Here is a 26180-nt window from a genome sequence, read left to right as displayed (position 1 = left end):
GTACTCCGATAATGCTTGGTTAATTACCCAACCTTTGCTCCGGTGCAACCTGCCAGCAATTGCTTCCAGGTGCTGTTCAACTTCTGCTTGAAGGCGAACCGTGGTGACGCTCATGACTATACCCTCGAGTTTGGCTACTACAATGTATTACAACATAGTCTACGAGGGTGCGGCAAAAAATTTAACGCTCAGCGAAGCGGCGGCTGAAGGCCGTCCGCCTTGCGCGCCTGGTTAAAAGTCGTGCCCAAGGCTTGCACATTTATCAAGCAATGAACCGTGACCATGTAGATAAATCGATATCCTGACAGTCCTCCCATGCCTGAACCGAAGAACATACCAATGCAGGTTTTCATTGAACTTAACACTTCGTAGCTCACTCCATTGATAACGCCTTCTCCCTTTCCAGATACTTTGGAAGGTAAGGCTTTCGTTATTGAAAAAGCCTTTCGTCCATATCACTTCTGCCCATCCATAGATTGCAAATACGCCAAACATCGCTATTAGCAGAATTATGGGAACTTCCTGCCCACCGTGATCGGTGAAGAACAAAACCCAAAGCATACCTAAACCGATGAGAGTGCAAACTGAGCTTGTTCCTACTAGAAAACGACCAAAGAAGAGCTCCCCGGCAGTGTCAGCTTCTGTCGACCGATTTATCGCGCGGCTGAGGATGTAATAGGTGAGAAAACTACCCACGACCCCAGCCAAAATCTCAATTATGGCTTCCATGCTTTTGTACTTTTAACAGCTAATTATACGAACGCGTTCGTATATCACTCGTTCGTAAAATTCCATTCAAACGCGTTCAAAAAAACGACAATTTTTTCAATAAAACAGACTCTTGCGAATCAATCGCCAAGACTACCGCCGGAGTTATACGCCCTCTTTAGAGCCACTCCCGCCACCGCCATGGGCGCATAACTCCGCCCTTCTTGTTCCAGCTTTTCAACCCTATCAGATAGTTAGCTTCATTTCCCATGTCATATCTGGAGTTTTGCGAATGCGTTCGTATAACTCCGCTAATCATCAGCCACTTGACTTCAGCTTAACGCTGTATACTGTATATAAAAACAGTACTCAAGGATGAACGGATATGGATATCCCTACCCCTATACCGGCGCAACCAACCCGCTTTCTGGACAAAGTTCGGGCTTTTATACGCCTGCGAGGCTTGGCGTATAAAACAGAGAAAACCTACCTTTTCTGGATCAAGCGCTTTATCCGCTTCCATGGTCTACAGCACCCTGAGGTTATGGGCCCTGCAGAAGTCGAAACATTTCTGTCTCATCTGGTTTTGCAGGTAAATTCAAGCGTCTCTACTCAGAGAGTCGCTTTGAACGCACTGATATTTTTATATCGGGAATTTCTGGGCCAGCCGCTGGATGATCTGAACTTCGAGCACTCCAGAAAACCGGTAAAGCTTCCAACGGTATTCAGTATGGAAGAAGCCAGGTCCGTTATTCGCAACCTGAGCGGAGACTACAAGCTTGTTGCCATGCTCCTCTACGGCTCCGGTCTCCGTATCAACGAAGCGTTGCGCCTGAGAGTTAAAGATGTTGATTTTGATATGCAGCAATTGATTGTTCGAAGCGGAAAAGGCGCTAAAGATCGAATTACGCTGCTACCGGACCGCCTCGTCGAGCCGTTAAAACAGCAGATCGATTCAGCGTTGCACCAGCATCAGGCAGATCTTTTGAAAGGATACGGCTCTGTTTATCTTCCGGCGGGCTTAGCACGCAAATATCCAAATGCCAGTCAGGAACCGGGCTGGCAGTATATCTTTCCAGCACTGGAGCTTTCGCGGGATCCCCGTTCAGGCATTCGCAGGCGACATCATTTACTGGACAGAACTGTTCAAAAGCATTTTCGTCGCGCTATCCAGGCTGCCGGAATCCGCAAGCTTGCGGGCAGCCATACCTTTCGCCACAGTTTTGCCACGCGCCTGTTGGAGGCCGGCTATGATCTTCGCACCATTCAAAAGCTCCTTGGGCACTCAGACCTACGCACCACAGAAATCTATACTCATGTTATTCGCAAAGGCGGTTTTGGGGTCCGCAGTCCGGTTGACGAGGGCTTCTGACGAGCCGAGTGGTTGGGCGATTCAGGATGCTGGCCACCAAAAGCCAGATGGCGACGAAATACAGTGTTATCAGGCCAACGCTTAGGTATTACTACCCGGGTTGCAGGCAATTCACCCGTTATGTCGATTCGTTTGCCACCAGCGGCCGGGTAACGTACATGTATATAAGCCTTTGTGGCTGGGCTCCTGGAGTCCGTTATTCATAGCAACCCCACTAACCCATTGATTGGGCCGGTTGCCAACTGTGAAGGATGCATCATGAGTGATCTGACAACTCTTCGGGACATCGTAGGCCTGGGCAACACTGCCAGCCCCATCAGCGATTCTGCACTGGTGATTATCGATGCGCAGAATACCTATCGGGAGGGCGTGATGAAGCTCGATAACGTGGAGCCTGCACTGGAAGAATGCAAAGCTCTGCTACAACGTTTTCGTGCTGCCGGCCGCCCTGTTTTTCATATTCAGCACGATGCGGGAGCGGGCTCGCCTTATGACCTGAATGCCCCTATTGGCCAGATTGCCGATGCGGTGGCACCGGAAGCAGGCGAGCCGGTTATCACTAAGAACTACCCCAACTCTTTTGCCCAAACAGATCTGAATGAGCAACTGCAGCAAGCTGGTATCAAAAACCTGATTCTGGCCGGGTTCATGTCTCACATGTGTGTGAACTCCACCGCACGGGCAGCGTTTACTCTGGGATATAACCCAACGGTGGTCGCCTCTGCCACAGCAACCCGTGCCCTGCCCTCGAAGGCCTCCGGTAAGGTTGTTCCCTCAGAGCAGGTTCAGGAGGCGGCACTGGCCGCCCTGTCAGATTTGCCATCTGCCGTGGTTCCTTCCTCGGCAGATGTTCCGGACTGAGCCACTTACCTTCTCGACGTTCCAGGTCGGGTGTGCAGTATTACCACTCCAACTGCGCTCCGGTCTGGTACTCAATCACCCGTGTCTCAAAGAAGTTCTTTTCCTTCCGCATAGTCGCCTGCTCATCCAGCCAGGGTGATACGTTTTTCGCACCCGGGAACGGCTCTTCCAGCCCCACGGTGCGGGCTCTTCGGTTAGCTACAAAGCGGAACTGTTCGGTGTGGTAGTCCGCGGAGTAGCCCAGGATTGGGTCGCGCAGAATGTAGTTGGCGTAATCCCGCTCGGCAGCTTCGGATTCGTCCCACATCTCGCGCACGGCTTTGGGGTCGAAGCTGATGTTTTCTTCTTCCAGAATCTGGTTAACCACTTTCAGGCCGAAGGCGAAGTGCATGGCTTCGTCGCGCAATATGTACTGAAACTGCTCGCCCGTGCCGCGCATCAGGCCACGGCGTTGCAGGGCGAAGATGGGGCTGAAGCCATTGTAGAACCAGCAGCCTTCAAATACGGCGGCGAAAAACAGGTAAGACATGATGAATTCCTGCAAATCGTCCTTGTTGCGCAGGTTCAGGTCGGAGCGCATGGCGGCGTCCAGGCGGCGGTTGGCCATCTGGATTTTTGCGTTAATCTGCGGCACCACTCGATAGCGGTTATAGATTTCGCTCTGGTCCAGGTTGAGGGTTTCAATGCAGTGCTGGTAGGTCCAGGTGTGCAAGGCCTCTTCGTATACCTGGCGCGCCTGGTAGATTTGCAGCTCCGGCGCGGTCATCTTTTCCATCACGGCCAGGCCGATGTTGCGCATGGCCAGTATGTCGGAGGTGGTCAGGTAGGCCACCACGTTTTCGAACACGTGTTTTTCTGCCGGGTTCAGGCGGTGGTGGTAGTCGTGAACGTCCTGCGCCATGTTTACATCCAGCGGCGTCCAGTGGTTTTTGTTGGCGTTCATGAAGAACTCCCAGGCCCAGGGGTACTTGAAGGGGGCCAACTGGTTTACGTCGGTTTCGCCGTTGATCACGCGTTTGTCGTCTACATTCACCGGGGCCACGCTGCTGTGTGCAGCGGACTGGCTTTTTGGTTTGGTTTCGTCGTCCCAATTCAGCATGGTTGTGCCTCTCTAAATAAGTAAGTGGTTACTGACATGCTTCGCAGTCGGGTTCATCAATGCTGCACACTTGTGGCTGCGGTGCGGCTACCGGGGCGGCGCTTTCGTTTACTCCCGTAGCACCCAGCGAACGCAGGTAGTAAGTGGTTTTCAGGCCACGCTCCCACGCCAGCTGGTACAGCTCGTCCAGCTTCTTGCCGCTGGGCTCGGCCATGTAGAGGTTTAGACTCTGGGCCTGGTCCAGCCACTTCTGGCGTCGGGAAGCAGCTTCCACCAGCCAGCGGGCGTCGATTTCAAACGCGGTGGCGTAGCGTGATTTCAGTTCGGTGGGAATGCGCTGGATTTGCTGCACGCTGCCATCAAAGTATTTCAGGTCGTTCACCATCACGTTGTCCCACAGGCCTTCGGCCTTGAGATCTCGCACCAGTGAGGGGTTCACCACGGTGAACTCGCCGGAGAGGTTCGATTTCACGAACAGGTTTTGATAAGCCGGTTCGATGGATTGCGACACACCCACAATGTTGGAGATGGTAGCGGTGGGTGCAATGGCCATTACGTTGCTGTTGCGCATGCCGTGTTTGGCAATCAGGTCCCGCACCGGCGCCCAGTCCAGACGGCTGTCGGTGTTCACGCTGATGTCGCCTTCGCGACGGGCAGTTTTAAGCAATTCGATGGAATCGATGGGCAGTATGTCCTGGCTCCACAGCGAACCTTCATAGCTTTCATAAGCTCCGCGTTCTGCCGCCAGCTGGGCGGAGGCACGGATGGCGAAGTAGCTCAGCTGTTCCATGGCAAGGTCTGCAAACTCTACTGCCTGTGGGCTGGTGTACGGCAGGCGCAGTGCGTACAGAGCATCCTGGAATCCCATCAGGCCAAGGCCGACCGGGCGGTGCTTCAGGTTGGAGTTGCGGGCCTGGGGTACAGCGTAAAAGTTGATATCGATAACGTTATCGAGCATGCGCACGGCGGTGTTTACGGTGCGCTCCAGGCGCTGCACATCCAGTTCGCCGTTGGCGATGTGGGCTGCGATGTTTACTGAGCCCAGGTTGCACACGGCGATTTCATCGGCGCTGGTGTTCAGGGTGATTTCGGTACACAAATTAGAGCTATGCACCACGCCTCTGTGCTGCTGTGGCGAGCGCAGGTTGCAGGGGTCCTTGAAGGTGATCCACGGGTGGCCGGTTTCAAACAGCACGGTCAGCATTTTGCGCCACAGCTGTTTGGCAGGAATAGTTTTGAACAGCTCGATTTTGCCTTCTGCGGCCAGGGCTTCATAGTGCTCGTAACGCTCCCGGAAGGCGTTGCCATAAAGGTCGTGCAGATCGGGCACATCACTGGGGCTGAACAGGGTCCAGTCACGGTCCTGGCGCATGCGTTCGATCAGCAAATCCGGTACCCAGTTGGCGGTGTTCATGTCGTGCGTACGGCGGCGCTCGTCGCCGGTGTTTTTACGCAGTTCCAGAAATTCTTCGATGTCCAGATGCCAGCTTTCCAGATAAGCACACACCGCGCCTTTGCGCTTGCCGCCCTGGTTAACCGCTACAGCGGTATCATTCACTACTTTCAGGAAGGGTACTACGCCCTGGCTCTGGCCATTGGTGCCTTTAATGCGGGAGCCCAGCGCGCGCACCGGTGTCCAGTCGTTGCCCAGTCCACCAGCCCATTTGGAGAGCATGGCGTTGTCACGAATGGCGCCGTAGATGTGTTCCAGGTCATCGCCCACGGTAGTCAGGTAGCAGGAAGATAGCTGGGAATGGCGGGTGCCGCTGTTGAACAGTGTGGGGGTGGACGCCATGTAGTCGAACGACGACAACAGGTTGTAGAACTCGATGGCACGGCCATTGGGGTCATCTTCACGCAGAGCCAAACCCATAGCGACGCGCATGAAAAACACCTGTGGCAGTTCCAGGCGGTCTTCTTTCCAGTGCAGGAAGTAACGGTCGTACAGGGTTTGCAGGCCAAGGAAACCGAATTGCAGATCGCGTTCGGGTTTCAGGGCCGCGCCCAGGCGTTCCATGTCGAAAGCGGCCATGGCTTCATCAAGCAGTTCGTAACGAATGCCGGCGCTGATGAAGGCACCCAGGGCCTGTGGATAGATTTCGGCGAGGGTGAGGCTGGTGTCGAGTTTGAGCGCAGTGACACTCTCAAGGCGCAACTGCTCAAGCAGCAGGCGGGCGGTAACGGCACTGTAGTCTGGCTCCCGCTCAATGCGACCGCGGGCAGTCATAACCAGAGCGCTCAGCACTTCCGCTTCGTCGATGCCGTTATAGAGGTTTCGAATGGCCTCTTCCACCAGAGATTCAGCGTCGATGCCTTCCAGCCCGAATGCGGCATTGTCGACTTGCTGCTTCATCAGGCCCAGATCAAGCGGCGAAGTTCGGCCATTGGCCTGTTTTACGGTAAGCGTGGGATGAGCTTCAACCGGCTCATGAAGTGCGCGCTCGCGAGCATGCTCCTCCCGGTAGAGTACGTAGGCACGGGCTACTTTTTGCTCTTCAGCGCGCATCAGGGCCAGTTCGACTTGGTCCTGTATATCTTCAATATGTACCCGGCCACCGGCTTTCAGGCGGCGGCTGATGGCTTGAACTACCTGCTCGGTTACCCGGTGTACAGCATCGTTGATGCGAGCAGAACCTGCGGCTTTATCACCTTCAACCGCCAGAAAAGCTTTGGTTACGGCCACGCTGATTTTGGATGGGGTAAAACTGACCAGATTGCCGTTGCGCTTTATAACCTGAAGGGCTTCGGTGCTGGATGGCGATGAGGGCCGGGATTCGGCCAGAGCTGTCGCAGACATGGGGTTTTCTCCTTTATACGCGTAAATTCCATAACCTTCGCGTACGCAGGACGAACCTCGGCAACAACCTTCCGCAGCTATACAGAGGTTGTACATAGTCATGCCTTGTTCATTGCTGCTCACCTTGTAGGGCCGAGTGCAGGCGCCTGAGTCGCGAAGGTACAGTCTTCCCTGGCAGGTCTTCGGACTCAGGGGCATGAACCTGCTGGCTCTGCCTTGCGTGGCGACTTCCCGGCTTGCGCCAGTGTCTCTGTGCCACGCTCGTTCCCCAATACCGCTGCGCGTCAGCTCCGGATTCTCACCGGATTCCCGATACCATATCTGGTATCAAGCCAAGGATTTGGGCACTATATACGGGATGAACAGCGGCGACAAGGCACTTTTCTGCAATCTGCCGGTCTCTCAAACACACTGCAACCCGGGACAATTCCATGGGCACAACTCCCCGCTCTGCACTCTGGCTGCTCCTTGCAGTGGCTGCTCTGGCGTCTCCGCATCTGCCGGCACAGGAGCCGTTGCTACCCGCTTTCTCGAAAATGACATCGCTGGCTGATGGCTGGGAGCCGCTGGAGTTTCCCAACATAGAACAACATTCCCGCTATGAACTGATCAGTGAGAGCGGCTCCCAAGTGGTCAAAGCACATACCTCCGGCGGTGCTTCCGGGCTGATCACGCGGCTGAATATAACGCCTGAGGATTCTCTGATACTGAGCTGGCGCTGGAAGGTGTCCAATGTTTTTGAAAAAGGTGATGCGCGGAAAAAGTCCGGAGATGACTACCCTGCCCGCATTTACGTTGCCTTCGAATTCCAGCCTGCCAAAGCGGGATTTTTCGAGCGGACGAAACGCAAGACGGTAGAGGTCTTGTTCGGGGAGGAATTACCAGGCAATGCGCTGAATTACATCTGGGCAAACACGCTACCTGAGGGCGAGTTTATTACCAACCCCTATACCGACAAAACCGTGATGGTTGCTGTCAGTTCCGGCAGCGAACGCACTGGTGAGTGGGTGAGCATCGAGCGGGATATTGTTGCGGATTACCGCGAGGCCTTCGGGGAGAGCCCGCCGCCAATCCGGGGCATCGCTATCATGTCGGATTCTGACAACACGGGTGAGCAGGCCACGGCCTGGTACGGCGATATTACCCTCACTTCTGTGCAACCGGACTAAAGCGCCTCCTAACGCGGCCCGTCAGGAAACCCGGGGATAACGAAGCCCGAGTCGAAGTCCCGGAGGGGCGGTGCCTCGCCACGGCTGACAAGGCGCAGATAGGCATCATCGAGCTCTTCCCGGAGCAGCGCAGCTCTGGGGTTGGCCAGGGAAAACAGCCAGGCGGTATAGCGCGACCGTAATTCCGACTCCCGAATCATGCTGTCGTCGGGCTGGGTAAGAATTTCTTCGATGGGCTGGCGATAGTCGAGAACATAATCACCGCGGTTCAATTTAAGCATCTCTAGCGCAGCGCGATTGTTGGGGGCTTCGGTAAGGCGTATATCCTCTGACGCTTCAAGCCATGCAAGCAGGCCGCCATAGGTGTAGCCGCCAATCACGATAACGGTCTTGCCTTCAAGCTGGTCAAAGTGCACCAACGGCTGTGATGTCTCAAGGTACCAAACGCTCAGTTGCACCGGATAGGCATTAACCCAGCTCTCTAGAACCTCTCCCTGAAGGCTGGGTATGTTCGAAAGCCCGGGCCAGAGATCTATAACGCCACTTTTGAGATAGAGATAAATACGACTGACTGGCAGGTAGACAAATTCTGGCGTGTAGCCCGCCTCTTCAACAACTCTCCGGGTAAGGTCAATAAAAATCCCTGCGGGCTCACCCTGTTCGTTCTGGTACTCGATGGGAGGAAACTCGGTATAAGCGATACGCAGTGTATCGGAGCCCGTATCGGCCCACGAAGGGCTTACCATAAAGGCGAGGGCCAACCATATATACATAATCGCCAGTCTGACTGGCTTGGCCACTAACGAGGCCTCGGAGAATAGCGGATTCCAGAATCTGCGCATAACATGAGCATGCTGAATATGTACGGTTAATCGGAAAGCTTAAGGAGAGCGTAGCAGACCCATCTGAAAAGACTACAGGCCTGCTCATCAAAACAACGAAAGCGCTCAGATGTGATAGCTGACCATATACAAGCCCACGCCGCCCATTACCAGGGTATATGGGAACGCCATCACAACCATCCTTCCGTACGAAAGCCGCACCAGCGGCGCAATGGCCGAGGTCAACAGAAACAGGAACGCGGCTTGCCCATTGGGTGTCGCTACGCTGGGCAGGTTGGTTCCCGTGTTGATGGCGACTGCCAGGGCCTGGAAGTGCTCATAACTGATACTGCCGGCATCCAGGGCCTGTTTAACCTCACTGATATAGACCGTTGCGACAAACACGTTGTCGCTGATCATTGAGAGCAATCCGTTGGCAATAAAAAACATGCCCGGCTGCTGGCTTTCCGGCAGCGACAGCACGTAGTCAATAACGGGTTTGAACAGATGCTGTTCGTGAATCACCGCCACCACGGCAAAAAACACCACCAACAGGGAGGTAAACGGCAACGATTCCTGAAAGGCTTTACCTATCTGGTGTTCGCCGGTAACGCCGGTAAACGACGTAATCAGAATGATGACCAAGAGGCCAATGAGGCCCACTTCGGCAAGATGCAAGGCCAGACCAACCACCAATATGATCGCCGCAAGCGCTTGCACCCAAAGCGCAGCCTCGTCTGCCTTGGTGCGCTTGGCGCGCTCATTGCTGGCAAATTCTTCAAGTACCCGCCGGACCGGCTTGGGGAGGCGGCCGCCGTAACCAAACCAGCGCATTTTTTCCAGCACCCAGCAGGTTACCAGCCCGGCAGCCAGTACCGGCAGGCTCACCGGCGCCATGTGCAGGAAAAACCCGACAAAATCCCAACCAACTACCTTCGCAATAAGCAGATTCTGGGGTTCACCAACCATGGTCGCAACACCACCAAGGGCCGTACCTATAGCGCCGTGCATCAGCAGGCTGCGCAGAAACGCACGGAAGTTTTCCAGATCTTCCCTGTGCAGCTCAACAACGTCGTCATCACTGTCTGCATTATGATCACTGCTCTGATAACCCTTACCGGAAGCAACCTTGTGATAAACGGAGAAAAAACCGACGGCAACGCTGATGATAACCGCCGTTACCGTCAGCGCATCAAGAAACGCTGAAAGCACCGCGGCGGCACTGCAGAACAAAAGTGAAAGAGCGGATTTCGAGCGCACACCAACAAGAATCTGCGTGAAGGCAAGCAGCAGCAAATCCTGCATGAAATAAATGCCCGCCACCATGAACATCAGCAGCAGGATAACCGGGAAATTGGTCAGCACTTCCAGATACACCGCATCCGGCGTGGTCAGCCCGATCAGCAGTGCTTCGATTGCCAGCAAGCCACCAGGCAACAATGGATAGCACTTCAGAGCCATGGCGAGGGTAAAAATGAATTCGGCTATCAGAAGCCAGCCGGCGGTAACCGGCCCCAGCAGATACATCACAACAGGGTTGGCGATCAGGAACAGCACAATAATCTGCTTGTACCAGACGGGAGCCTTGCCAAGAAAGTTACTGGTAAAGGCAGAAAACAGTGTCGTGGGCATTGCGGGTTTCTTCTGGGTTAGCGGGCGAAAACAGTATGTGGAAACACGTCAGTATCTTCCTTGATATTTCTGTGCAGATAAATGCGACAAAGATACAGGATAGCCCTGTTCTTTAGTACCGCCAGTTTAAAGGTTAATGTTCGCTCGCGAACGGGGAGCAGAGTTAAAAAAGAGCTCTGAATGACCGGTACTGCTTAAGCGCAGCCCCACTGCCTTTGGCCGCCAGCCTTACGTGTTCTCTCGGTAAACACTGAGCCAGCCGTGCTGCGGAGAGCGGTGAAAGCGAGCCAAGCCGGGGGTAACCGCCGATGGTCTGGCGATCATTCAGTAACACAATCGGCTGGCCGTCGGGCGGCACCTGCACGCCACCGAGGTTAATACCCTCTGAAACAAGGGTGCTGATCCTGCAACTGAGCTTTGGGCCGATAAGGCGAACGCCCATGCGATCCGCGCGGTCATCAACCTGCCACCAGGTATTGAACGCATCGAACAGACTGCGGCCTGTAAAGTGCGCAATCTGTGCGCCCGGCAGGAGGTCCAGAACCGCCGGTTGGCTGAAATCCGGTATTGCATCCCGGGGTGCCTTTGCCGGCCCTTCTCTGCCCGGCTGCCCTGTTTTGTATACAGACAGCTGATTACCCGCTGCCAGCTTTATGCCCATGCCGCAGAAGCCACCGAGCTCTTCCCGGGTTACGCAGGCAACACTTCCCAAAACCGGCTCTGCCACAAATCCCCCACAAACGGCCAGATAGGCCCGGAGCCCGCTTATCGGAGCTGAAAACGCCAGGGTTTCCCCTGCTTTCCAACTTACCCGTTGCCACAATGGAACCGGCTTTTGATCCAGGGTTGCGCCCAGATCGGCACCGGTAATGGCGATTTCCAGATCTCTCCCGGCAACCAGTTGCAGGCCGCCGAAGGTAATCTCCAGGTTAGCCGTACCCCAGGGGTTGCCGGTAAGGAGGTTGGCCCAGGCCCAGGAATACAGATCCGCCGGGCCTCCCTGAGTAACGCCAAGGTGGCGAACACCAAATCTTCCGCTGTCTTGCAGAAGAGCAAGGGGCCCGGCACGCAATACTCTGATACAGGGTTCGGCGTTCGTTTGTTGCCTCATGCCAACGGCTCCATAGGCGTGGTGTCCCCGCCTCCACGTTCGAATTCTTCACGGCTTACGGGTACAAAACGGACCTGATCGCCCACGTTCAGAAGGCTGAAACCCTTCCTTGTCCGGTCAAACAGGCTGGCGTTGGTGCGCCCCAGAAGGTTCCAGCCGCCGGGTGTTCCCGTTGGGTATGCGGCTGTCTGGCGGCCCGCCATGGCCACACTCCCGGGCGGCACACGCCGACGAGGTGTATCAAGCCTGCCACATTCAAGGCGAGGATCGGTTAATCCCATAAACGCAAAACCGGGAGCAAACCCCAGGGCAAACACCCGATATACCTGCTGACTGTGAGCGTCAATCACGTCACTGACCGCCATGCCGGCTTGCCTGGCCACCCGTGACAGTTCCGGGCCTACGCTTGGGTCGTACCAGGTCGGGAGTTCGTGTATCTCCCCCGCATGGGCACCGTCGTCCGGCTCCAGATCAGCGAGTATCCGGCTGATCAGCGCACGGGCCTCGGCTGGCGATACCATCAACGGATCAAAAACAACAAGCAGCGTTGTATAGGAAGGCACAAGATCAATCAGTGCATCACCGAACACCTGCTCGCACCGGCGCGACAGTGCAGATAACCAGGGCAGATTGTGTTCGTCGATATCCTCGAACAGCCTTACGATCCAGCTGTCGAGCCCGGCGGATTCGAGACGCGGATTGTGGAGCTTCGTCTTTTGGCTCACGGCCGCAGCGCCTTTTCCATTGCCTGCGCGATACCCAGCACACTTTTGTCTGAGCCATTTCTGCCAACCAGCATGAGTCCCGTAGGCAGGTCACCGTACTGATAATTCGGGAGTGTAATCGCACACAAATCGAGCAGGTTCGCCACGGTCGTGTTGCGCAAGACAAGCAGGTTCAACCGAGCGTAGTCCGCGTCCTTCTCAAGCTCTGACAACAGGGGCGGCTCAATGGCTACGGTCGGTGCAAGTAGCCCGTCGTAGTCACCAAGCCATTCGTTTGCCTGCGCTTTTCGCTCGGCCCGCAGGTGTTGTAAGTCCAAGTAATCAGCTGCGCTGAAGCCAGCGCCCCGCTCTATGCGCTGGCGTATCTGTGGGTCGTAATTCTCACCGTGTTGCTGCAGCCAGTGTCGATGCACATGGTAGCTTTCAACCGCTGTAAGCCCCCCACCCTTCAAGAGCTCAGGCAGGGTATCCAGCACAGGCGCCGTTGCTTCTACAATGTGGGCGCCGCACTCACGCAGTTTGCTGAGGCTACGGGCGAACGCTTCGGCAACCCCAGGGGACAATTCATCCAGCATGTAATTGGCCGGAACCACAAAATGGCGGCCGCGCAGGTTTACCGGCCTGCGCTTTTGCCATCGTTCACCGGCCATAACCGCATCCAGCCGATCACAACACTCCACGCTTCGAGCGATGGGGCCGATAGAATCCAGGCTCTGGGACAAACGGAAAACACCCTCTCGGGGTATGCGCTGCTGGGATGGCTTGAAGCCCACAAGGCCGCAGAATGTGGCCGGTATGCGAACAGACCCCCCGGTATCACTACCAATAGCCGCAACGGCCATGCCCTGGGCCACTGCTGCTGCAGCACCAGACGAGGAACCGCCGCATATCCGGCCTGGCGCCAGCGGGTTGGCGGGGGTGCCATAGTGAGGGTTGAGCCCAAGCCCGGAGTAAGCAAACTCGGTCATGTTGGTATGGCCGGTAATAACCGCGCCGGCGCGGCGCAGACGGGAAACCACCAAGGCATCACTCTGCGCCCGCTGAGCCCACCACCTGGATCCCGAGTGTGTTACCTCTCCAGCAACATCGAGCAGCACTTTAAGGGCTATGGGTAACCCCGCAAGTTCGCCCATAGGAACTCCGCCTTGCTGCAGGGCATCCGTAGCGGCGGCTTCGGCTTTTGCTGTGCGGTCAAAGCGGGCTGTATAGACCTGGTTGGCAGGGTCATCGCGCAGGCTAATGTTGTCCAGGCACAGCTCAAGCAACTGGCCGGAAGACCACTTGTTCTGATGTATGCCATCAAGTAACGACGATAATGTCGCCTTTGACAGGTCCACATTATCCACGCCAAGCGTCTGATTCATTGCACCACCGATAACGTCGTAATAGGACAAAACTCTCGGTTTTTCAGCTCATTAAACAATAGCCCGACTGAATATAGCAGGGTTATTGAGTATAGCGCCTCTTACCTGAAACAACCGGCCATAGGCACGCTACCAAAAGCGTTGCCACAACGATAGCAGGCCCTACCGGCACATCGCCGATCACCGAACAGGCAATCGCCAGAAGATGGCCGATGATCGCACACAAAGCAGCCACGGTCGGCTTCTTTTTATGGAGCGTCCCGACAATAAGCGGCGTAATAATGAGTGTCGCAAACACCACGTAAATGCCCGCCAGAGCCACAGCGTAGGTTACAGCAATGGCAAATACAGGTATGAACACCGCGCCAGCGAGCCAGCCGGGCGCCCAATATCCCAGAATCCAGACGAACAACGCCATCACGGCCGTTGCGATAACCAACTCCTCGCTTGCCCACAACAAATCGCCAGAAGCAGCACGCTGCAAAGCCTGGGCCCCATGGGGATCGTTGCTGACCAGTAATACCGCCAGGCTCGCACCTAATACATAGAGAATGCCTATCCCTGCCTCTTTTGCTTCCCCAAGGTGGCGGAGAATGAGCTGCACGGTTAATGCCGCCAGCAACGCAAAGGCCAGACTTGTGACAGACGCGCCCGCCAGGTTTTGGCTCAGCACGAGATAGCTCCCTGTCGTTCCTGCAAGAGTCCCCAGCGATGCCCATTGCGCGATAGCAAGATCTGCAAAGATCACACCCCGGGCGATCACCTGATACCCCAATGGCACCAGCAAGAAGCAAAGGAGCACACTGCCTAACGCAGGCAGTAGCATCCACTCATAGCCGGCCACCAGAATCCTCCTGAACGGTCGCCTCGAGTGTATTCACGATCATTGAAATCAGCTCGGCCAGGGTCTGCGTTTCACCAGCGTCGTTCACGGTTCCCGGCACCACAAGAACCGGCTTTTGTATCTGGCTTGCCAACCAGTTAGCGGGCTGTGGGTCTTGATGACTGGCGATCAGGATTGCTTCTACATCCTTCAGCTCAGGCTCTGCCAGCAGCTGGCTCAGATGGCTGGCACTGGGCGGCAACCCCGGCTTGGGTTCCAGTTCGAACCTGGAATCCACACCCAACCAGTTCAACAGATAGCTGAAGTTAGTGTGCTGGATCGCAACTGAACGCCCCTGCAGTACCTCCGCTTTTTGCCGCCATTCAATGCGATGCTTGCTCCAGTCTCCCCGCCACCTTATATAGCGTGCCAGGATATCGCCGGAGGCTTCGGGGATTAACTGCCCGAGGCGCTGAGCCAGGGCTTTTGCAATGGCGGGAACCTCATCCGGTGAGAGGTGCACATGAGGGTTACCCTCAGGATGCACATCACCCATGCTGCGATCCACATGGTCGTGCGGTGCATGCAATTGAGCATGCTCTGCCGCATAGAACAAGCCAGCTCGCCCGGGCTGGATCGCAGAATTTGAAGCCCGCTGAAGAAGCGTTGGCAGCCAACCCGCCTCAAGCGAGGCGCCGGTACAAACGGCAATATCGGCACGTCGCATGGCGGCGATCAGGCTGGGCCTGGCCTCGATGTAGTGGGGATCCTGCAGATAACTGGTGGCTGTTGTTATCTTTGCCTCCGGCAAGAACTCCCTTACCAAAGATGCCCATTCGGGCTCACATGCAAACACCTGAAAATCTGCCCGGGCTGGCAAGGATGCCAGGCCAAGCAGAAGAACCACAAAGCACCATCGGAAATAACGCATATCAGAATCCGTGCGCGCCGTGGGCACCCAGTGACATCACGTACTGCACCATAACGGTGTTATCCGCGTCACTGAAGCCGGTATCGGACTGATGGGTGTACTGCAGCCTGACCGTGGAGAAATGCGACCGTGACCAGGCCAGCATCACGTCGGTTTCCTGCAGGCTCTGGCTGTGAAAATGATCGCCGTGAGGTGCGCGAAGATCCACCTCACCATAGCGGACACCTGCCGACCACTGTGGAGCGAACTGATAGACACCGGATACATACCAGCCTTCGTGGTAGTCGTCAGAGGTGGCGTATTCGTTCAGATCATCCGCATAGAGGTATTCACCGCTGAGCGTGATCTGTTGTTCCCTGGCGTTGCCATTCGGGGACCATTTCCAGACCGCATCGGCAATGTAGAGGTTTTCACCGGTGTAAGAAGCGCCGTGACTGTGATCATGCTCACCTTCATGTTCGTGTTCGTACTCTTCTTCGGTTGCACCGGCACCGATATTGCGGTTGTTCAGGTAAGACAACCCCACCTGCCAGCTCTGAGAAACCGACAGGTCCCCGCCAACACGTGTATTCAGCGTATAAACGCCGATGCTTTCGTCACCTTCTGACAGTTGATCGCCTTCAAAGGCCTCTGCTCCCACCTGCCAGAAGAAAGGCGTTGGCAGAAGAGCATTCACACGCAAACCTGTATCGTAATAGTGGCTTCCCAGAAGTGCCCGGTAAACCGCGGGGCGCTCTACAAAGTCATCTTCATGCATGTGCCGACTGTTCAGGTACCCTACTTGAGACAGGAAGCGCCCGCCGCGAACACCCAGCCCGGCTGGCAGGCCGTTGGTCTGCAGATAGGCTTCCTCTATCAGTATTTCGCCTTCACCGTCATGCTCTTCAAAAACGGTCGTCAATCGTCCCGAGAACATATCGTCAATCGGGGCAGACAGGGAGAGTTCCGTGTGGCCCAGGCCAAAGCCTTTCTCACGGTGAGACAGCGCAGTGTCGTTCTGTTTGTAATACCCATCGAGAGTCACGCTAACATCAGGGTTCAGTTCGTTTGCAACGGCTCCGTTAACGAGCATAACCAGAGGAATCGCAGCAAAAGGTGCAACACGGTTAAACATAGAAACTCCAGTATCGGAACAGCAGCACAAGCCAGCAATCACTGGCCTGCCCTGCGAATAGAGAATGGGTTAGTGGGAATGTTCTTCGTTGTGGTGATCATGGCCGTCATCTGCCAGACCCAGCCAGGCGATACCCGAGGCGCTGAAGCCAAGGTCAATGGTCCGATCAATCTCGCCGTCAGTCGTATCAATCTCGATCACAGCCTGACCATCAGGCGCCAGCACGAACAGACGATTTTGGGCAGCAGAGAGCGTAACAGCCGGCTTATTACCCGCTCCCGGTGCATCCATCACCTGAACTGTGCCGAGCAATGCCCAGTCATTGGAGGGCGCAAACAACCGCAAGCCACCGTCGTCACCCAGTACGTAGAACACGCCTCCATGGGTAGTGAAGCCCTGAACGAGCGGCCCGACTCCAGCACCAATATCGAGCTCCAGAAAAACCTGTGATTCCGATTCGGGATCGATCACGAACATCTGGTCACCGGCAAGGCCAACCAATTCATCAACATCATGGTTACCCAGCAGGGTTCCAATACGCGCGCCCTCAGCAAGGCTTGCAGGATTCGCCAGTTTGGTTGTCGGGTAGCCCGCCTCATGCAGGTCGACCACCAGCACACCGTCACCGCACCCGAACCCAAGGCTGTGTGCGCCCACCGCAGCGCCATGGAGAGCCGGGCAGGTCTCGGTGTAACGCTCTTCGAACTCGAAACTGCCGCCATCCAGGTGATAACGTTCAACCATAGTCGGCAGCGTGGTGCCCGGAATAGAACTGTCCCGGTAGGTCACGAACAAATGACCATCAACCATCTTGGCAACGCCGTGCATGTTGGTTTCCAGGGGCAGGCTGGCAAGAGTGCTGTTGCTTCCGAGAGTTTCGTCAGAAAAAACCGTCACTTTGGAGCTGGCGGCATCACCACCGTCGAAGAAAACAACACCGTAAGAATCACCAACCGTATAGTGCGTGGGTTTGTGGTCATTGAGCGTTAGCGACAACAGGCTCGGGGTTTCTGCATAGTCGTGCATGTGATCGCCGTGGTCTTCGGTATAAAGCCCACTGTCAATGAAGGAAACCAGATCGTCGCCTCTCTGGGTGGCGACGACGTAGCGATTTCCAGGAGAGGCGTGCAACGCAGGAGCCTCACCGGTCATTACCATGGACGACAACACGTCGCCGCTATCAAGGTCCACAATCTTCAGGGCCGACGCGCCTGTGTCGAACAGCGCCAACCGGCCCGCCGTATCGATATCCGTATCAGTATGTGCGTCATCCGAGCTGTTATTACTGCCTCCACATGCTGTTAAAAGTAGGGTTGAGGCCAACAGAACCGAGGCCTTCAGAGGCATTGCTGCAAGGGGGGCAAGTTTGTTCGTGTTCACAATCAGTTTCTCCGTTTAATGTTATAACGTTGCAATACCAGGACAGCAGAGACAGGTTTTCTGTCACCGCTTATGCGCATTTACTCCCAGGCCGGAAAGGGATCATTCAGCGTTTGCCAGAACGATTTGCCGGCCAAAAGCTGCTCTTCATTCAGCAGGCACTCATCCAACTGACCGGTAATCGTGGCCTGATCCAGATTCTGGCCAATGAAGACCAACTCCTGGCGCATATCGCCGAACGGCTCTACCCAGGTTTCCATGATCGACTCGCGATACTCAGGATCCTCGGGCCAGGATTTCTCTGGCACAGCCTTCCAGAACATCCCGGCGAACCCGTGCCGGGCAATACCACCGGCCTGGCTCCAATGACCCGCAAACTCCGGACGCGTGGCAAGCCAGAAATAGCCTTTGGAACGAATGAGCTTGCCACCGGAAACCGGCTGATGCAGGAACTCATAGAACTTTGCAGGATGAAAGGGGCGGCGGGCGCGGTAAACGAAGCTGGAAATGTCGTACTCTTCCGTTTCCGGAATGTGTTCGCCGCGCATTTCTTTCAGCCAGCCTGGCGCCTGCTGAGCGCGCTCAAAACTGAATCTGTTGGTATTCAGCACCTTATCAAGTGGTACGGCGCCTTTTTCGATGGGAAGTATTTCTGCTTCTGAATTGAGGCTGCGGAGCACGCCTTTAAGCCTGTCGAGATCGCTTTGGGAGACCAGGTCTGTTTTGCTGATCAGCAGAATGTCGCTGAATTCAATCTGATCGACAAGCAGGTCTGCCACGCTGCGCTCATCTTCTTCGCCCAGGCTTTCTCCAGTTTCCTGCAAAGATTGTGCTTCGTCAAAATCCTTCAGGAAATTAACTGCGTCCACCACAGTAACCATGGTATCGAGCCTGGCAATATCAGAAAGGCTCACGCCGTCTTCATCAGCAAAGGTAAAGGTTTCTGCTACCGGTAAAGGCTCCGAGATGCCGGTGGATTCGATGACCAGGCAATCGAAACGACCTTCTGCAGCGAGTTTACGCACTTCGATCAACAAGTCTTCTCTCAGGGTGCAGCAGATACAGCCATTACTCATCTCAACGAGCTTTTCTTCTGACCGGTTCAACGTGACTTCCTGTTGAACCTGAGCGGCATCAATATTGACTTCGCTCATGTCGTTGACGATCACAGCAACCCGCGTTCCCTCCCGATTATTAAGGATATGGTTCAGTACCGTCGTTTTGCCCGCGCCCAAAAATCCGGACAACACGGTAACTGGAAGGCGGGTATCCAGATGATCCATGCACAATCTCCCTGTTGAGTTAGATGCTCAGCGTCTGCGAACTGCTTTACAAAAAGAGATGTTATAACATAACATTTGTTAATGAAAGCTGATATGCGTTTTGCGATAGGTCTGCCTCAGGAGCACTTTAGAATGTCTGGAGAAAACAACTCTCTCTCACTACCAATGGCAATACACGGCGGTAAGCCCGAGTGCCTGACGGAAATCTTCAGGGATGAAGTTAACCTCGCCATATGGGAGCGCTCACTTCCCGGCGAGAGCATCAGCTTCGCTCATCAATTTTCCCGGGAAGCCGGCGTTTTCGAGCGTTTTATCGGCATTGAAGCGGGAGACAGCGTGGAGCAGATCCTGCCTGCTTGGGCTCTGGCATTGCCAGGTGCAAAAACATGGCTTGCGGATGTAAATGAGATGGTGGAGATATTCGGCTGTCTGTTCGAGCCTGCCGCTATTGGCGTTCGGTTGCACGTGCTCCCGGATACCATGTGCCCCCGATTCCACACCGACCGGGTGCCGGTGCGTTTGCTGGTGACCTATGCCGGAAGGGGCACCGAGTGGTTACGTGAACATCAGGTAAACCGGGGTAAGCCACCCGCCCTACTCCCCGACCAAGCGTTCAGCAGCGCGGATATCGAGGTTATGCCGACAGGTTCGGTGTGCCTTCTTAAAGGTGAATCCTGGATCGGCAACGAGGGCCGAGGCCTCATCCATCGTTCGCCAGCCCCTGGCGCCTGCCCCCGTCTTGTTCTGGGCCTTGATTGGCTTTCCTGATTACTCCACCGTTACACTTTTCGCCAGGTTTCTGGGCTGATCCACGTCTGTGCCCTTGAGGACAGCAACATGGTAGGACAACAGCTGTAACGGGACGGTGTACACAATCGGAGCCGTGATTTCGTGCACTTCCGGAAGCTGAACCACATGGATGTTTTCTTCCGGCTTTATATCCGCTGCGCGATCCGCGAACACGAAGAGCTCACCGCCACGAGCGCGAACTTCTTCCAGGTTCGATTTCAGCTTTTCAGCCATGCTGTTATTGGGTGCAACCGTGATCACCGGCATTTCGCTGTCTACCAGTGCCAGAGGACCGTGCTTCAGTTCGCCGGCCGGATAGGCTTCAGCGTGGATGTAAGAGATTTCTTTCAGTTTCAGCGCACCTTCCATCGCAATCGGGAACTGAGAGCCACGGCCAAGGAACAGGGCGTGGTTTTTGTCCATAAACCGCTTGGACAGCTCAGCGATCTCAGCGTCCAATGCCAACACATCGCTGACCTGACCGGGCACCAGACGCAGAGCCTTGACGATCTCCCCTTCCCGCTCGTCACTGAGGCCGTTTTTACGGGCCAGTGCCAGGGTGAAGATAAGCAAGGCAACCAACTGAGTGGTAAAGGCTTTCGTGGAGGCAACACCGATTTCCGGGCCGGCCTGGGTCATGATAACGAGATCGGATTCGCGCACCAGTGAGCTGCCCGGTACGTTGCAGATCGCCAGCGCAGCGCGGAAGCCGGCTTTTTTCGCCTGGCGCAGTGCAGCCAGAGTGTCGGCCGTTTCGCCGGACTGGGAAATGCACAGAAACAACGTGTCTTTCTGAATGACGTGCTTGCGGTAACGGAACTCGGAGGCTACTTCCACTGAACAGGGCACACCTGCCAGATCTTCAATCCAGTAGCGGGCGACCATACCAGCGTGGTAACTGGTGCCGCAGGCTATAATCTGTACGTGCCGGACATCTTGCAGCAGGTTGCCGGCCGCCGTACCAAGAGCCTGCTCCAGTACCCGGGAATCTGTTACGCGGCCTTCCATTGTGGCCTTGATGACTCTGGGCTGCTCATGAATCTCCTTGAGCATGAAGTGGCGGTATTCGCCTTTATCTGCTGAATCCGCACTATGCTCAAAGCGGGTTATAGCCCGTTCAACCAGCGTGCCTTCACGATCATGAATCTCAATGCTGTCGCGGCGGATATCTGCAAGATCTCCCTCTTCCAGGAACATGAAGCGGTCGGTCACTGGAAGCAGTGCAAGCTGATCCGAGGCAATAAAATTCTCTCCGATACCCACACCCACGACCAGCGGGCTGCCTTCCCGACAAACCACCATATGATCGGGTTCATCTGCATGTATTACAGCGAGAGCGTATGCACCGCGCAGACGGGTGATGGAGGTTTTCACGGCATCGTAAAGCTTACCCAGTTCGCGGTAGTTCTTTTCAATCAGGTGCACAACCACTTCGGTATCGGTCTGGGAGGTAAACTCAAAGCCGTCGGCCTTCAGCTCTTCACGCAGCTCCTGATAGTTCTCGATGATGCCGTTATGAACAATGGCCAGGCGATCCCCGGACATGTGCGGGTGGGCGTTGAGCTGTGACGGCTCACCATGGGTTGCCCAGCGGGTGTGGGCAATGCCAAGGTGCCCTGACAGCGGATTGGCTTCGATGGCAGCAGCCAGTGACGCTACCTTGCCGACTTCCCGAGCGCGCTGAACAACACTTTTGCCGTCCAGAACTGCCATACCGGCAGAATCGTATCCCCGATATTCCAGGCGGCGCAGGCCCTCAAGAAGAATGCCCTGAACGTCCCGTTCCGAAACTGCACCTACAATGCCACACATGCTGCTTGTCCTGTTCGTGATAAAAATTCGTGGTAAAAAATTCTGGAAAGAAACTGGAAACAAAACGTGTTCAGGATTTTTCCGGCTTCTGCCAACCAGCAATATTGCGCTGCCGGCTCCTGGCCACGGCCAGTTGCTGTTCCGGCACATTTTTGGTCACGGTGGACCCGGCGCCAACCGTGGCTCCAGCGGCAACCGTTACCGGTGCAACCAGTGAACTGTTGGAGCCAACAAACACACCATCGCCCAACACAGTCTTATACTTGTTTACACCATCGTAGTTGCAGGTAATAGTGCCGGCACCTACGTTTACATTGGTTCCCAGCGTAGCATCACCCACGTAGCTGAGGTGGTTAATTTTGCTGCCCTCACCAACGACGGTTTTTTTGGTCTCGACAAAATTACCGACCTTGGTGTTCGCCGCCAGTTGTGTGCCCGGGCGAAGCCGCGCAAACGGCCCGACCTGAGCATTGGGGCCGACACTGGCTTGCTCTATCACACTGTGGGCATGGATCTGGGCGCCATCAGCTATGTTGGCATCTGTGATCACACAGCCGGGGCCAATGGATACATGGCTTCCCAGAGTCACCTTGCCAATGAAGACCACGTTCACATCAATCAACACATCGTTGCCGATGGTGAGTTCGCCGCGCACATCGACCCGTGCCGGATCAGCAAGGGTGGCGCCTTCGGTCATCAGGCGTTCGGCTTCCCGGCTCTGATACCAACGCTCAAGCTCTGCCAGCTGCAGGCGATTGTTCACACCCTGCACTTCGAACGCGTTGCCAGGCTGGGCCACATTCACGTTCATGCCCGCCTGCACGGCCATCGCAATAATATCGGTGAGATAGTACTCACCCTGGGCGTTGCTGCTGGATAGCCGGGGCAACCAGTTTTTAAGATGCCGCGCACTGACGGCAAGAATGCCGGTGTTCACTTCGCAAATCTTCAGCTGTTCTGCGCTTGCGTCTTTTTGCTCCACAATCGCTGTAACCTGTCCCGCCTCGTTACGCAGAATGCGTCCATAGCCCTGGGGATTATCCAGAGTTACGGTTAACAGCCCCAGAGTTTGTTCATCCAGGTCCTCAACCAGCCCTTGCAGCGTGTCTGCGGTAGTCAGTGGTACATCCCCGTAAAGTACCAGCACCCTGGCATCATCCGGTAACTCCGGCAGCGTCTGGGCAACGGCATGACCAGTGCCCAACTGCTGTTCCTGCATCACCCAGCTAACGCTGTGCTCGGTAGTGGCGGCCTTTACCTGATCGGCACCGTGTCCAACCACCCCATGTATTTTTTCGGCACCCAGGGTCAGTGCCGTATCGATCACGTGATGAAGCATGGGCCGCCCGGCTACTTTGTGCAGTACCTTCGGCAGCGATGATTTCATCCTTGAGCCCTGGCCGGCAGCCAGAATAACAACGTGCAACGGTGACATGGGGCAACAGCTCCCTTACGTGGTCTGGGTTAGAACAATAAAAAAAGCCGCACCCTTGCAGTGGAAACCGGCGCTGTCGTCACCGTGTAAGGCGACACAACACCGCTACCCGTGCGGGATGCGGCTTTTCGGAGCAAGCTCTGGCAAACCGTTCTAGCGAACGTTCTTGCGCAGCTTCTGCAAGGTACGCAGCTGAGCGGCCGCTTCGGCCAGCTCCGCGGCAGCACGATAATACTCGAACTCGCCCGTTTTATTCGCCAGTGCAGCTTCGGCGTCTTTCTGAGCCTGCAATGCAGCAGCCTCATCAACGTCTTTGGCACGCACCGCCGTGTCAGCCATCAGGGTCACAAGATTCGGCTGTACTTCCAGGTATCCCCCGGAGACATACAGGATTTCCTCTTCACCACCCTGTTTGATGATCCGGACTGCCCCCGGTTTGAGTGCGGACAGCAGCGGAGCATGGCCAAACTGAATGCCCAACTCACCCTCTGTACCTGTAGCGATAAGCATCTCTACCAGGCCGGAGTAAATCTTCTTTTCAGCGCTTACGACGTCACAATGTACAGTCATAGCCATTTCTCAAAACCTCTTGGGTCAGAAATTGAAAGAGGATTACTTACCTTCTTTCGCTTTCATGGCCTTCGCTTTTTCGATGGCTTCGTCCATGCCGCCGACCATGTAGAATGCCTGTTCAGGCATATCATCATAGTCGCCATTCAGGATGCCTTCGAAGCTGCTGATGGTCTCTTTCAGAGACACGTACTTGCCCGGCGAACCGGTAAATACTTCAGCAACGTGGAACGGCTGAGACAGGAACCGCTCAATTTTCCGGGCGCGTGAAACGATCTGCTTGTCTTCTTCTGACAGCTCGTCCATACCCAGAATGGCGATAATGTCTTTCAGTTCTTTGTAGCGCTGCAGTACGTTCTGCACACCGCGGGCAACCGAATAATGCTGCTCACCGATCACCAACGGATCCAGCTGACGCGAGGTGGAGTCAAGCGGATCGATCGCCGGGTAAATACCCTTGGAAGCGATGTCACGGCTCAGTACCACGGTGGCGTCAAGGTGGGAGAAGGTGGTGGCTGGTGACGGGTCAGTCAAGTCATCCGCCGGTACGTATACCGCCTGAATGGACGTGATAGAGCCAGTCTTGGTGGAGGTAATACGCTCCTGCAGCTCACCCATTTCCTGGGCCAGAGTCGGCTGATAACCTACGGCTGAAGGCATACGACCCAGCAGTGCAGATACTTCCGTACCCGCCAGGGTGTAACGGTAGATGTTGTCTACGAACAACAGTACGTCACGACCTTCGTCACGGAACTTCTCGGCCATGGTGAGGCCGGTCAGGGCAACACGCAGACGGTTTCCTGGGGGCTCGTTCATCTGGCCATAGACCATCGCTACTTTATCAAGAACGTTGGAGTCCTTCATTTCGTAGTAGAAGTCGTTACCTTCACGAGTCCGCTCACCAACACCTGCGAATACGGAGAGACCGGAGTGCTCTTTCGCGATGTTGTTGATCAACTCCATCATGTTAACGGTCTTGCCTACACCGGCGCCACCGAACAGGCCAACTTTACCACCCTTGGCGAACGGGCAGATCAGGTCGATAACCTTGATGCCTGTTTCCAGCAGGTCAGCAGAAGCGGCCTGGTCTGCATAGCTTGGCGCTTTGCGGTGGATAGCCCAACGCTCTTCTTCACCGATCGGGCCCGCCTCGTCGATAGGACGACCCAGGACGTCCATGATGCGACCCAGAGTCTGGGTGCCCACGGGTACCGAAATCGGCTTGTGTGTATTTTCTGCTTTCAGGCCACGCTTAAGGCCTTCGGTGCTGCCCATCGCGATGGTACGAACAACGCCGTCACCCAGCTGCTGCTGGACTTCCAGTGTTGTATCGCCACCTTCAAGCAGCAGTGCGTCGTAAATGCCTGGAACGGCGTCACGTGGGAACTCCACGTCGATAACCGCGCCAATGATCTGAACGATGTGTCCGCTACTCATGCTCGGTTCCTCGTTATCTTCATAGTCAATAATACCAGTAGGATTGTGGCGAATCAGACCGATGCCGCGCCGCTCACAATTTCCGAAATCTCTTGCGTAATGGCTGCCTGACGAGCTTTGTTGTAAACCAACTGCAGGTCTTTGATGATGTCACCCGCGTTATCGGTAGCACTCTTCATGGCAATCATTCGGGAAGCCTGTTCGCAAGCCAGGTTTTCAACCACGCCCTGATACACCTGGGACTCAATATAGCGTGGCAATAGCCCTTCGAGAATCGGGCGTGCATCCGGCTCGTAAATGTAATCCCACTGGGTACCGATATCTTCTTCGATGCCTTCCGGCAGCGGCAATAACTGCTCTGCTTTCGGCATTTGCGTCATGGTGTTGACGAATTCGTTACTCACCAGGTACAAGCGGTCGATCTTGCCGTCACTGAATGCATCGAGCATCACCTTGACGTTACCGATCAGAACTTCTGCACTGGGATCGTCACCAATATGCGTCAGCGCTGCGACTACGTTGCCACCGTAGCTACGGAAAAATGAAGCACCTTTCTGCCCGATGGCACAGAGGTCAATCGCCACACCTTTGTCTTTCCAGCTACGCATTTCACGCACAAGCAATTTGAACGCATTACTGTTCAAACCACCGCACAAGCCGCGATCAGAGGAGATAACGATGTAGCCTACACGCTTCACCTCACGCTCAATCATGAACGGATGACGGTAATCCTTGTTGGACTTGGCAATATGTCCAATTACCTGGCGCATCTTCTCCGCATAAGGCCGGGTGGCCCGCATGCGTTCCTGAGCTTTGCGCATTTTACTCGCCGCCACCATTTCCATGGCGCTGGTGATTTTCTGCGTGCTCTTGATGCTGCCGATCTGGTTACGTATTTCTTTTCCGATGGCCATAGATCACTGCCCTTTCAAGTTAGACACTCATTT

The 26180-nt window shown here is 55.3% G+C and carries 22 protein-coding genes and 1 riboswitch; of the genes, 4 read left to right on the top strand and 18 right to left on the bottom strand.

The window, feature by feature from the left end:
• Positions 1-231 precede the first annotated feature (231 nt).
• The gene (locus ACN0RL_RS18500) at positions 232-729 is read right to left on the bottom strand and encodes a PH domain-containing protein (RefSeq protein WP_417519502.1); all 498 of its coding nucleotides are present in this window, start codon (positions 727-729) and stop codon (positions 232-234) included.
• Between the two features lie 364 nt (positions 730-1093).
• Here ACN0RL_RS18500 and ACN0RL_RS18495 point away from each other — a divergent pair, with 364 nt between their 5' ends.
• Both ACN0RL_RS18495 and ACN0RL_RS18490 read left to right on the top strand, forming a co-directional pair.
• A complete protein-coding gene (locus tag ACN0RL_RS18495) occupies positions 1094-2080 on the top strand; it encodes an integron integrase (protein WP_417519500.1) in 987 nt (328 codons plus the stop codon).
• Positions 2081-2338: 258 nt separating this feature from the next.
• Entirely contained in the window at positions 2339-2941 is a 603-nt protein-coding gene (locus ACN0RL_RS18490) for a cysteine hydrolase family protein (RefSeq protein WP_417519498.1), read from the top strand.
• A 40-nt stretch (positions 2942-2981) separates the two neighbouring features.
• Here ACN0RL_RS18490 and ACN0RL_RS18485 read toward each other — a convergent pair whose 3' ends face one another.
• Together ACN0RL_RS18485 and ACN0RL_RS18480 are read right to left on the bottom strand one after the other, a co-directional pair.
• Positions 2982-4040 carry a ribonucleotide-diphosphate reductase subunit beta gene (locus ACN0RL_RS18485; protein ID WP_417519496.1) on the bottom strand — a complete coding sequence of 353 codons (1059 nt, stop codon included), beginning with the start codon at positions 4038-4040 and terminating at the stop codon, positions 2982-2984.
• 28 nt (positions 4041-4068) lie between these two features.
• On the bottom strand, positions 4069-6837 hold the full coding sequence (locus ACN0RL_RS18480) for a ribonucleoside-diphosphate reductase subunit alpha (RefSeq protein ID WP_417519494.1): 2769 nt from the start codon (positions 6835-6837) through the stop codon (positions 4069-4071).
• A gap of 155 nt (positions 6838-6992) precedes the next feature.
• Positions 6993-7189, bottom strand: a riboswitch (cobalamin riboswitch).
• A gap of 79 nt (positions 7190-7268) precedes the next feature.
• Between ACN0RL_RS18480 and ACN0RL_RS18475 the strand changes: the two genes are divergently transcribed.
• Positions 7269-8006 (top strand): DUF3047 domain-containing protein, encoded by a 738-nt coding sequence (locus ACN0RL_RS18475; protein WP_417519492.1) that lies wholly within the window; start codon positions 7269-7271, stop codon positions 8004-8006.
• Between the two features lie 8 nt (positions 8007-8014).
• Here the strand turns inward: ACN0RL_RS18475 and ACN0RL_RS18470 are convergent, their stop codons facing one another.
• The 10 genes from ACN0RL_RS18470 to zigA form a co-directional block, all read right to left on the bottom strand.
• Complete coding sequence (locus ACN0RL_RS18470) at positions 8015-8848, bottom strand: substrate-binding periplasmic protein (RefSeq protein WP_417519490.1); 834 nt, start codon at positions 8846-8848, stop codon at positions 8015-8017.
• A 105-nt stretch (positions 8849-8953) separates the two neighbouring features.
• Entirely contained in the window at positions 8954-10459 is a 1506-nt protein-coding gene (gene nhaB, locus ACN0RL_RS18465) for a sodium/proton antiporter NhaB (RefSeq protein WP_417519488.1), read from the bottom strand.
• A 163-nt stretch (positions 10460-10622) separates the two neighbouring features.
• Positions 10623-11570: a biotin-dependent carboxyltransferase family protein gene (locus tag ACN0RL_RS18460; protein WP_417519486.1), complete on the bottom strand. Its 948-nt coding sequence runs from the start codon at positions 11568-11570 to the stop codon at positions 10623-10625.
• Positions 11567-12295, bottom strand: a complete 729-nt coding sequence (locus ACN0RL_RS18455) for a 5-oxoprolinase subunit B family protein (RefSeq protein WP_417519484.1) — start codon at positions 12293-12295, stop codon at positions 11567-11569. Before ACN0RL_RS18455 ends, ACN0RL_RS18460 begins: the two co-directional genes overlap by 4 nt.
• The gene (locus ACN0RL_RS18450; protein WP_417519482.1) at positions 12292-13659 is read right to left on the bottom strand and encodes an amidase; all 1368 of its coding nucleotides are present in this window, start codon (positions 13657-13659) and stop codon (positions 12292-12294) included. The genes ACN0RL_RS18455 and ACN0RL_RS18450 overlap by 4 nt, the downstream gene beginning before the upstream one ends.
• An 82-nt stretch (positions 13660-13741) precedes the next feature.
• Positions 13742-14503 (bottom strand): metal ABC transporter permease, encoded by a 762-nt coding sequence (locus ACN0RL_RS18445; protein WP_417519480.1) that lies wholly within the window; start codon positions 14501-14503, stop codon positions 13742-13744.
• The gene (locus ACN0RL_RS18440; RefSeq protein WP_417519478.1) at positions 14490-15413 is read right to left on the bottom strand and encodes a metal ABC transporter solute-binding protein, Zn/Mn family; all 924 of its coding nucleotides are present in this window, start codon (positions 15411-15413) and stop codon (positions 14490-14492) included. The genes ACN0RL_RS18445 and ACN0RL_RS18440 overlap by 14 nt, the downstream gene beginning before the upstream one ends.
• 1 nt (position 15414) lies before the next feature.
• Positions 15415-16527 carry a hypothetical protein gene (locus tag ACN0RL_RS18435; RefSeq protein ID WP_417519477.1) on the bottom strand — a complete coding sequence of 371 codons (1113 nt, stop codon included), beginning with the start codon at positions 16525-16527 and terminating at the stop codon, positions 15415-15417.
• 69 nt (positions 16528-16596) lie between these two features.
• Positions 16597-17907, bottom strand: coding sequence for a YncE family protein (locus ACN0RL_RS18430; RefSeq protein ID WP_417519475.1), 1311 nt, complete (start codon positions 17905-17907; stop codon positions 16597-16599).
• 80 nt (positions 17908-17987) lie between these two features.
• Positions 17988-19181: a zinc metallochaperone GTPase ZigA gene (zigA, locus tag ACN0RL_RS18425; RefSeq protein WP_417519504.1), complete on the bottom strand. Its 1194-nt coding sequence runs from the start codon at positions 19179-19181 to the stop codon at positions 17988-17990.
• 141 nt (positions 19182-19322) lie between these two features.
• Between zigA and ACN0RL_RS18420 the strand changes: the two genes are divergently transcribed.
• Positions 19323-19958: a DUF1826 domain-containing protein gene (locus ACN0RL_RS18420; RefSeq protein ID WP_417519473.1), complete on the top strand. Its 636-nt coding sequence runs from the start codon at positions 19323-19325 to the stop codon at positions 19956-19958.
• Here the strand turns inward: ACN0RL_RS18420 and glmS are convergent, their stop codons facing one another.
• The 5 genes from glmS to atpG form a co-directional block, all read right to left on the bottom strand.
• Complete coding sequence (gene glmS, locus ACN0RL_RS18415; protein ID WP_417519471.1) at positions 19959-21791, bottom strand: glutamine--fructose-6-phosphate transaminase (isomerizing); 1833 nt, start codon at positions 21789-21791, stop codon at positions 19959-19961.
• A 70-nt stretch (positions 21792-21861) separates the two neighbouring features.
• The gene (gene glmU / locus ACN0RL_RS18410; protein WP_417519469.1) at positions 21862-23226 is read right to left on the bottom strand and encodes a bifunctional UDP-N-acetylglucosamine diphosphorylase/glucosamine-1-phosphate N-acetyltransferase GlmU; all 1365 of its coding nucleotides are present in this window, start codon (positions 23224-23226) and stop codon (positions 21862-21864) included.
• A 153-nt stretch (positions 23227-23379) separates the two neighbouring features.
• Positions 23380-23802 carry a F0F1 ATP synthase subunit epsilon gene (locus ACN0RL_RS18405; RefSeq protein ID WP_417519467.1) on the bottom strand — a complete coding sequence of 141 codons (423 nt, stop codon included), beginning with the start codon at positions 23800-23802 and terminating at the stop codon, positions 23380-23382.
• Positions 23803-23838: 36 nt separating this feature from the next.
• Positions 23839-25233, bottom strand: a complete 1395-nt coding sequence (atpD, locus tag ACN0RL_RS18400) for a F0F1 ATP synthase subunit beta (RefSeq protein WP_417519465.1) — start codon at positions 25231-25233, stop codon at positions 23839-23841.
• Positions 25234-25286: 53 nt separating this feature from the next.
• Positions 25287-26147, bottom strand: a complete 861-nt coding sequence (gene atpG, locus ACN0RL_RS18395) for a F0F1 ATP synthase subunit gamma (protein ID WP_417519463.1) — start codon at positions 26145-26147, stop codon at positions 25287-25289.
• Positions 26148-26180: the final 33 nt, after the last annotated feature.

Origin of the sequence: Marinobacter sp. (assembly GCF_048259445.1) — a bacterium.
Classification (GTDB): Bacteria; Pseudomonadota; Gammaproteobacteria; order Pseudomonadales; family Oleiphilaceae; genus Marinobacter.
The sequence above is the reverse complement of the archived record's forward strand: the minus strand, read 5'-3'. Positions and strand labels throughout refer to the sequence as shown.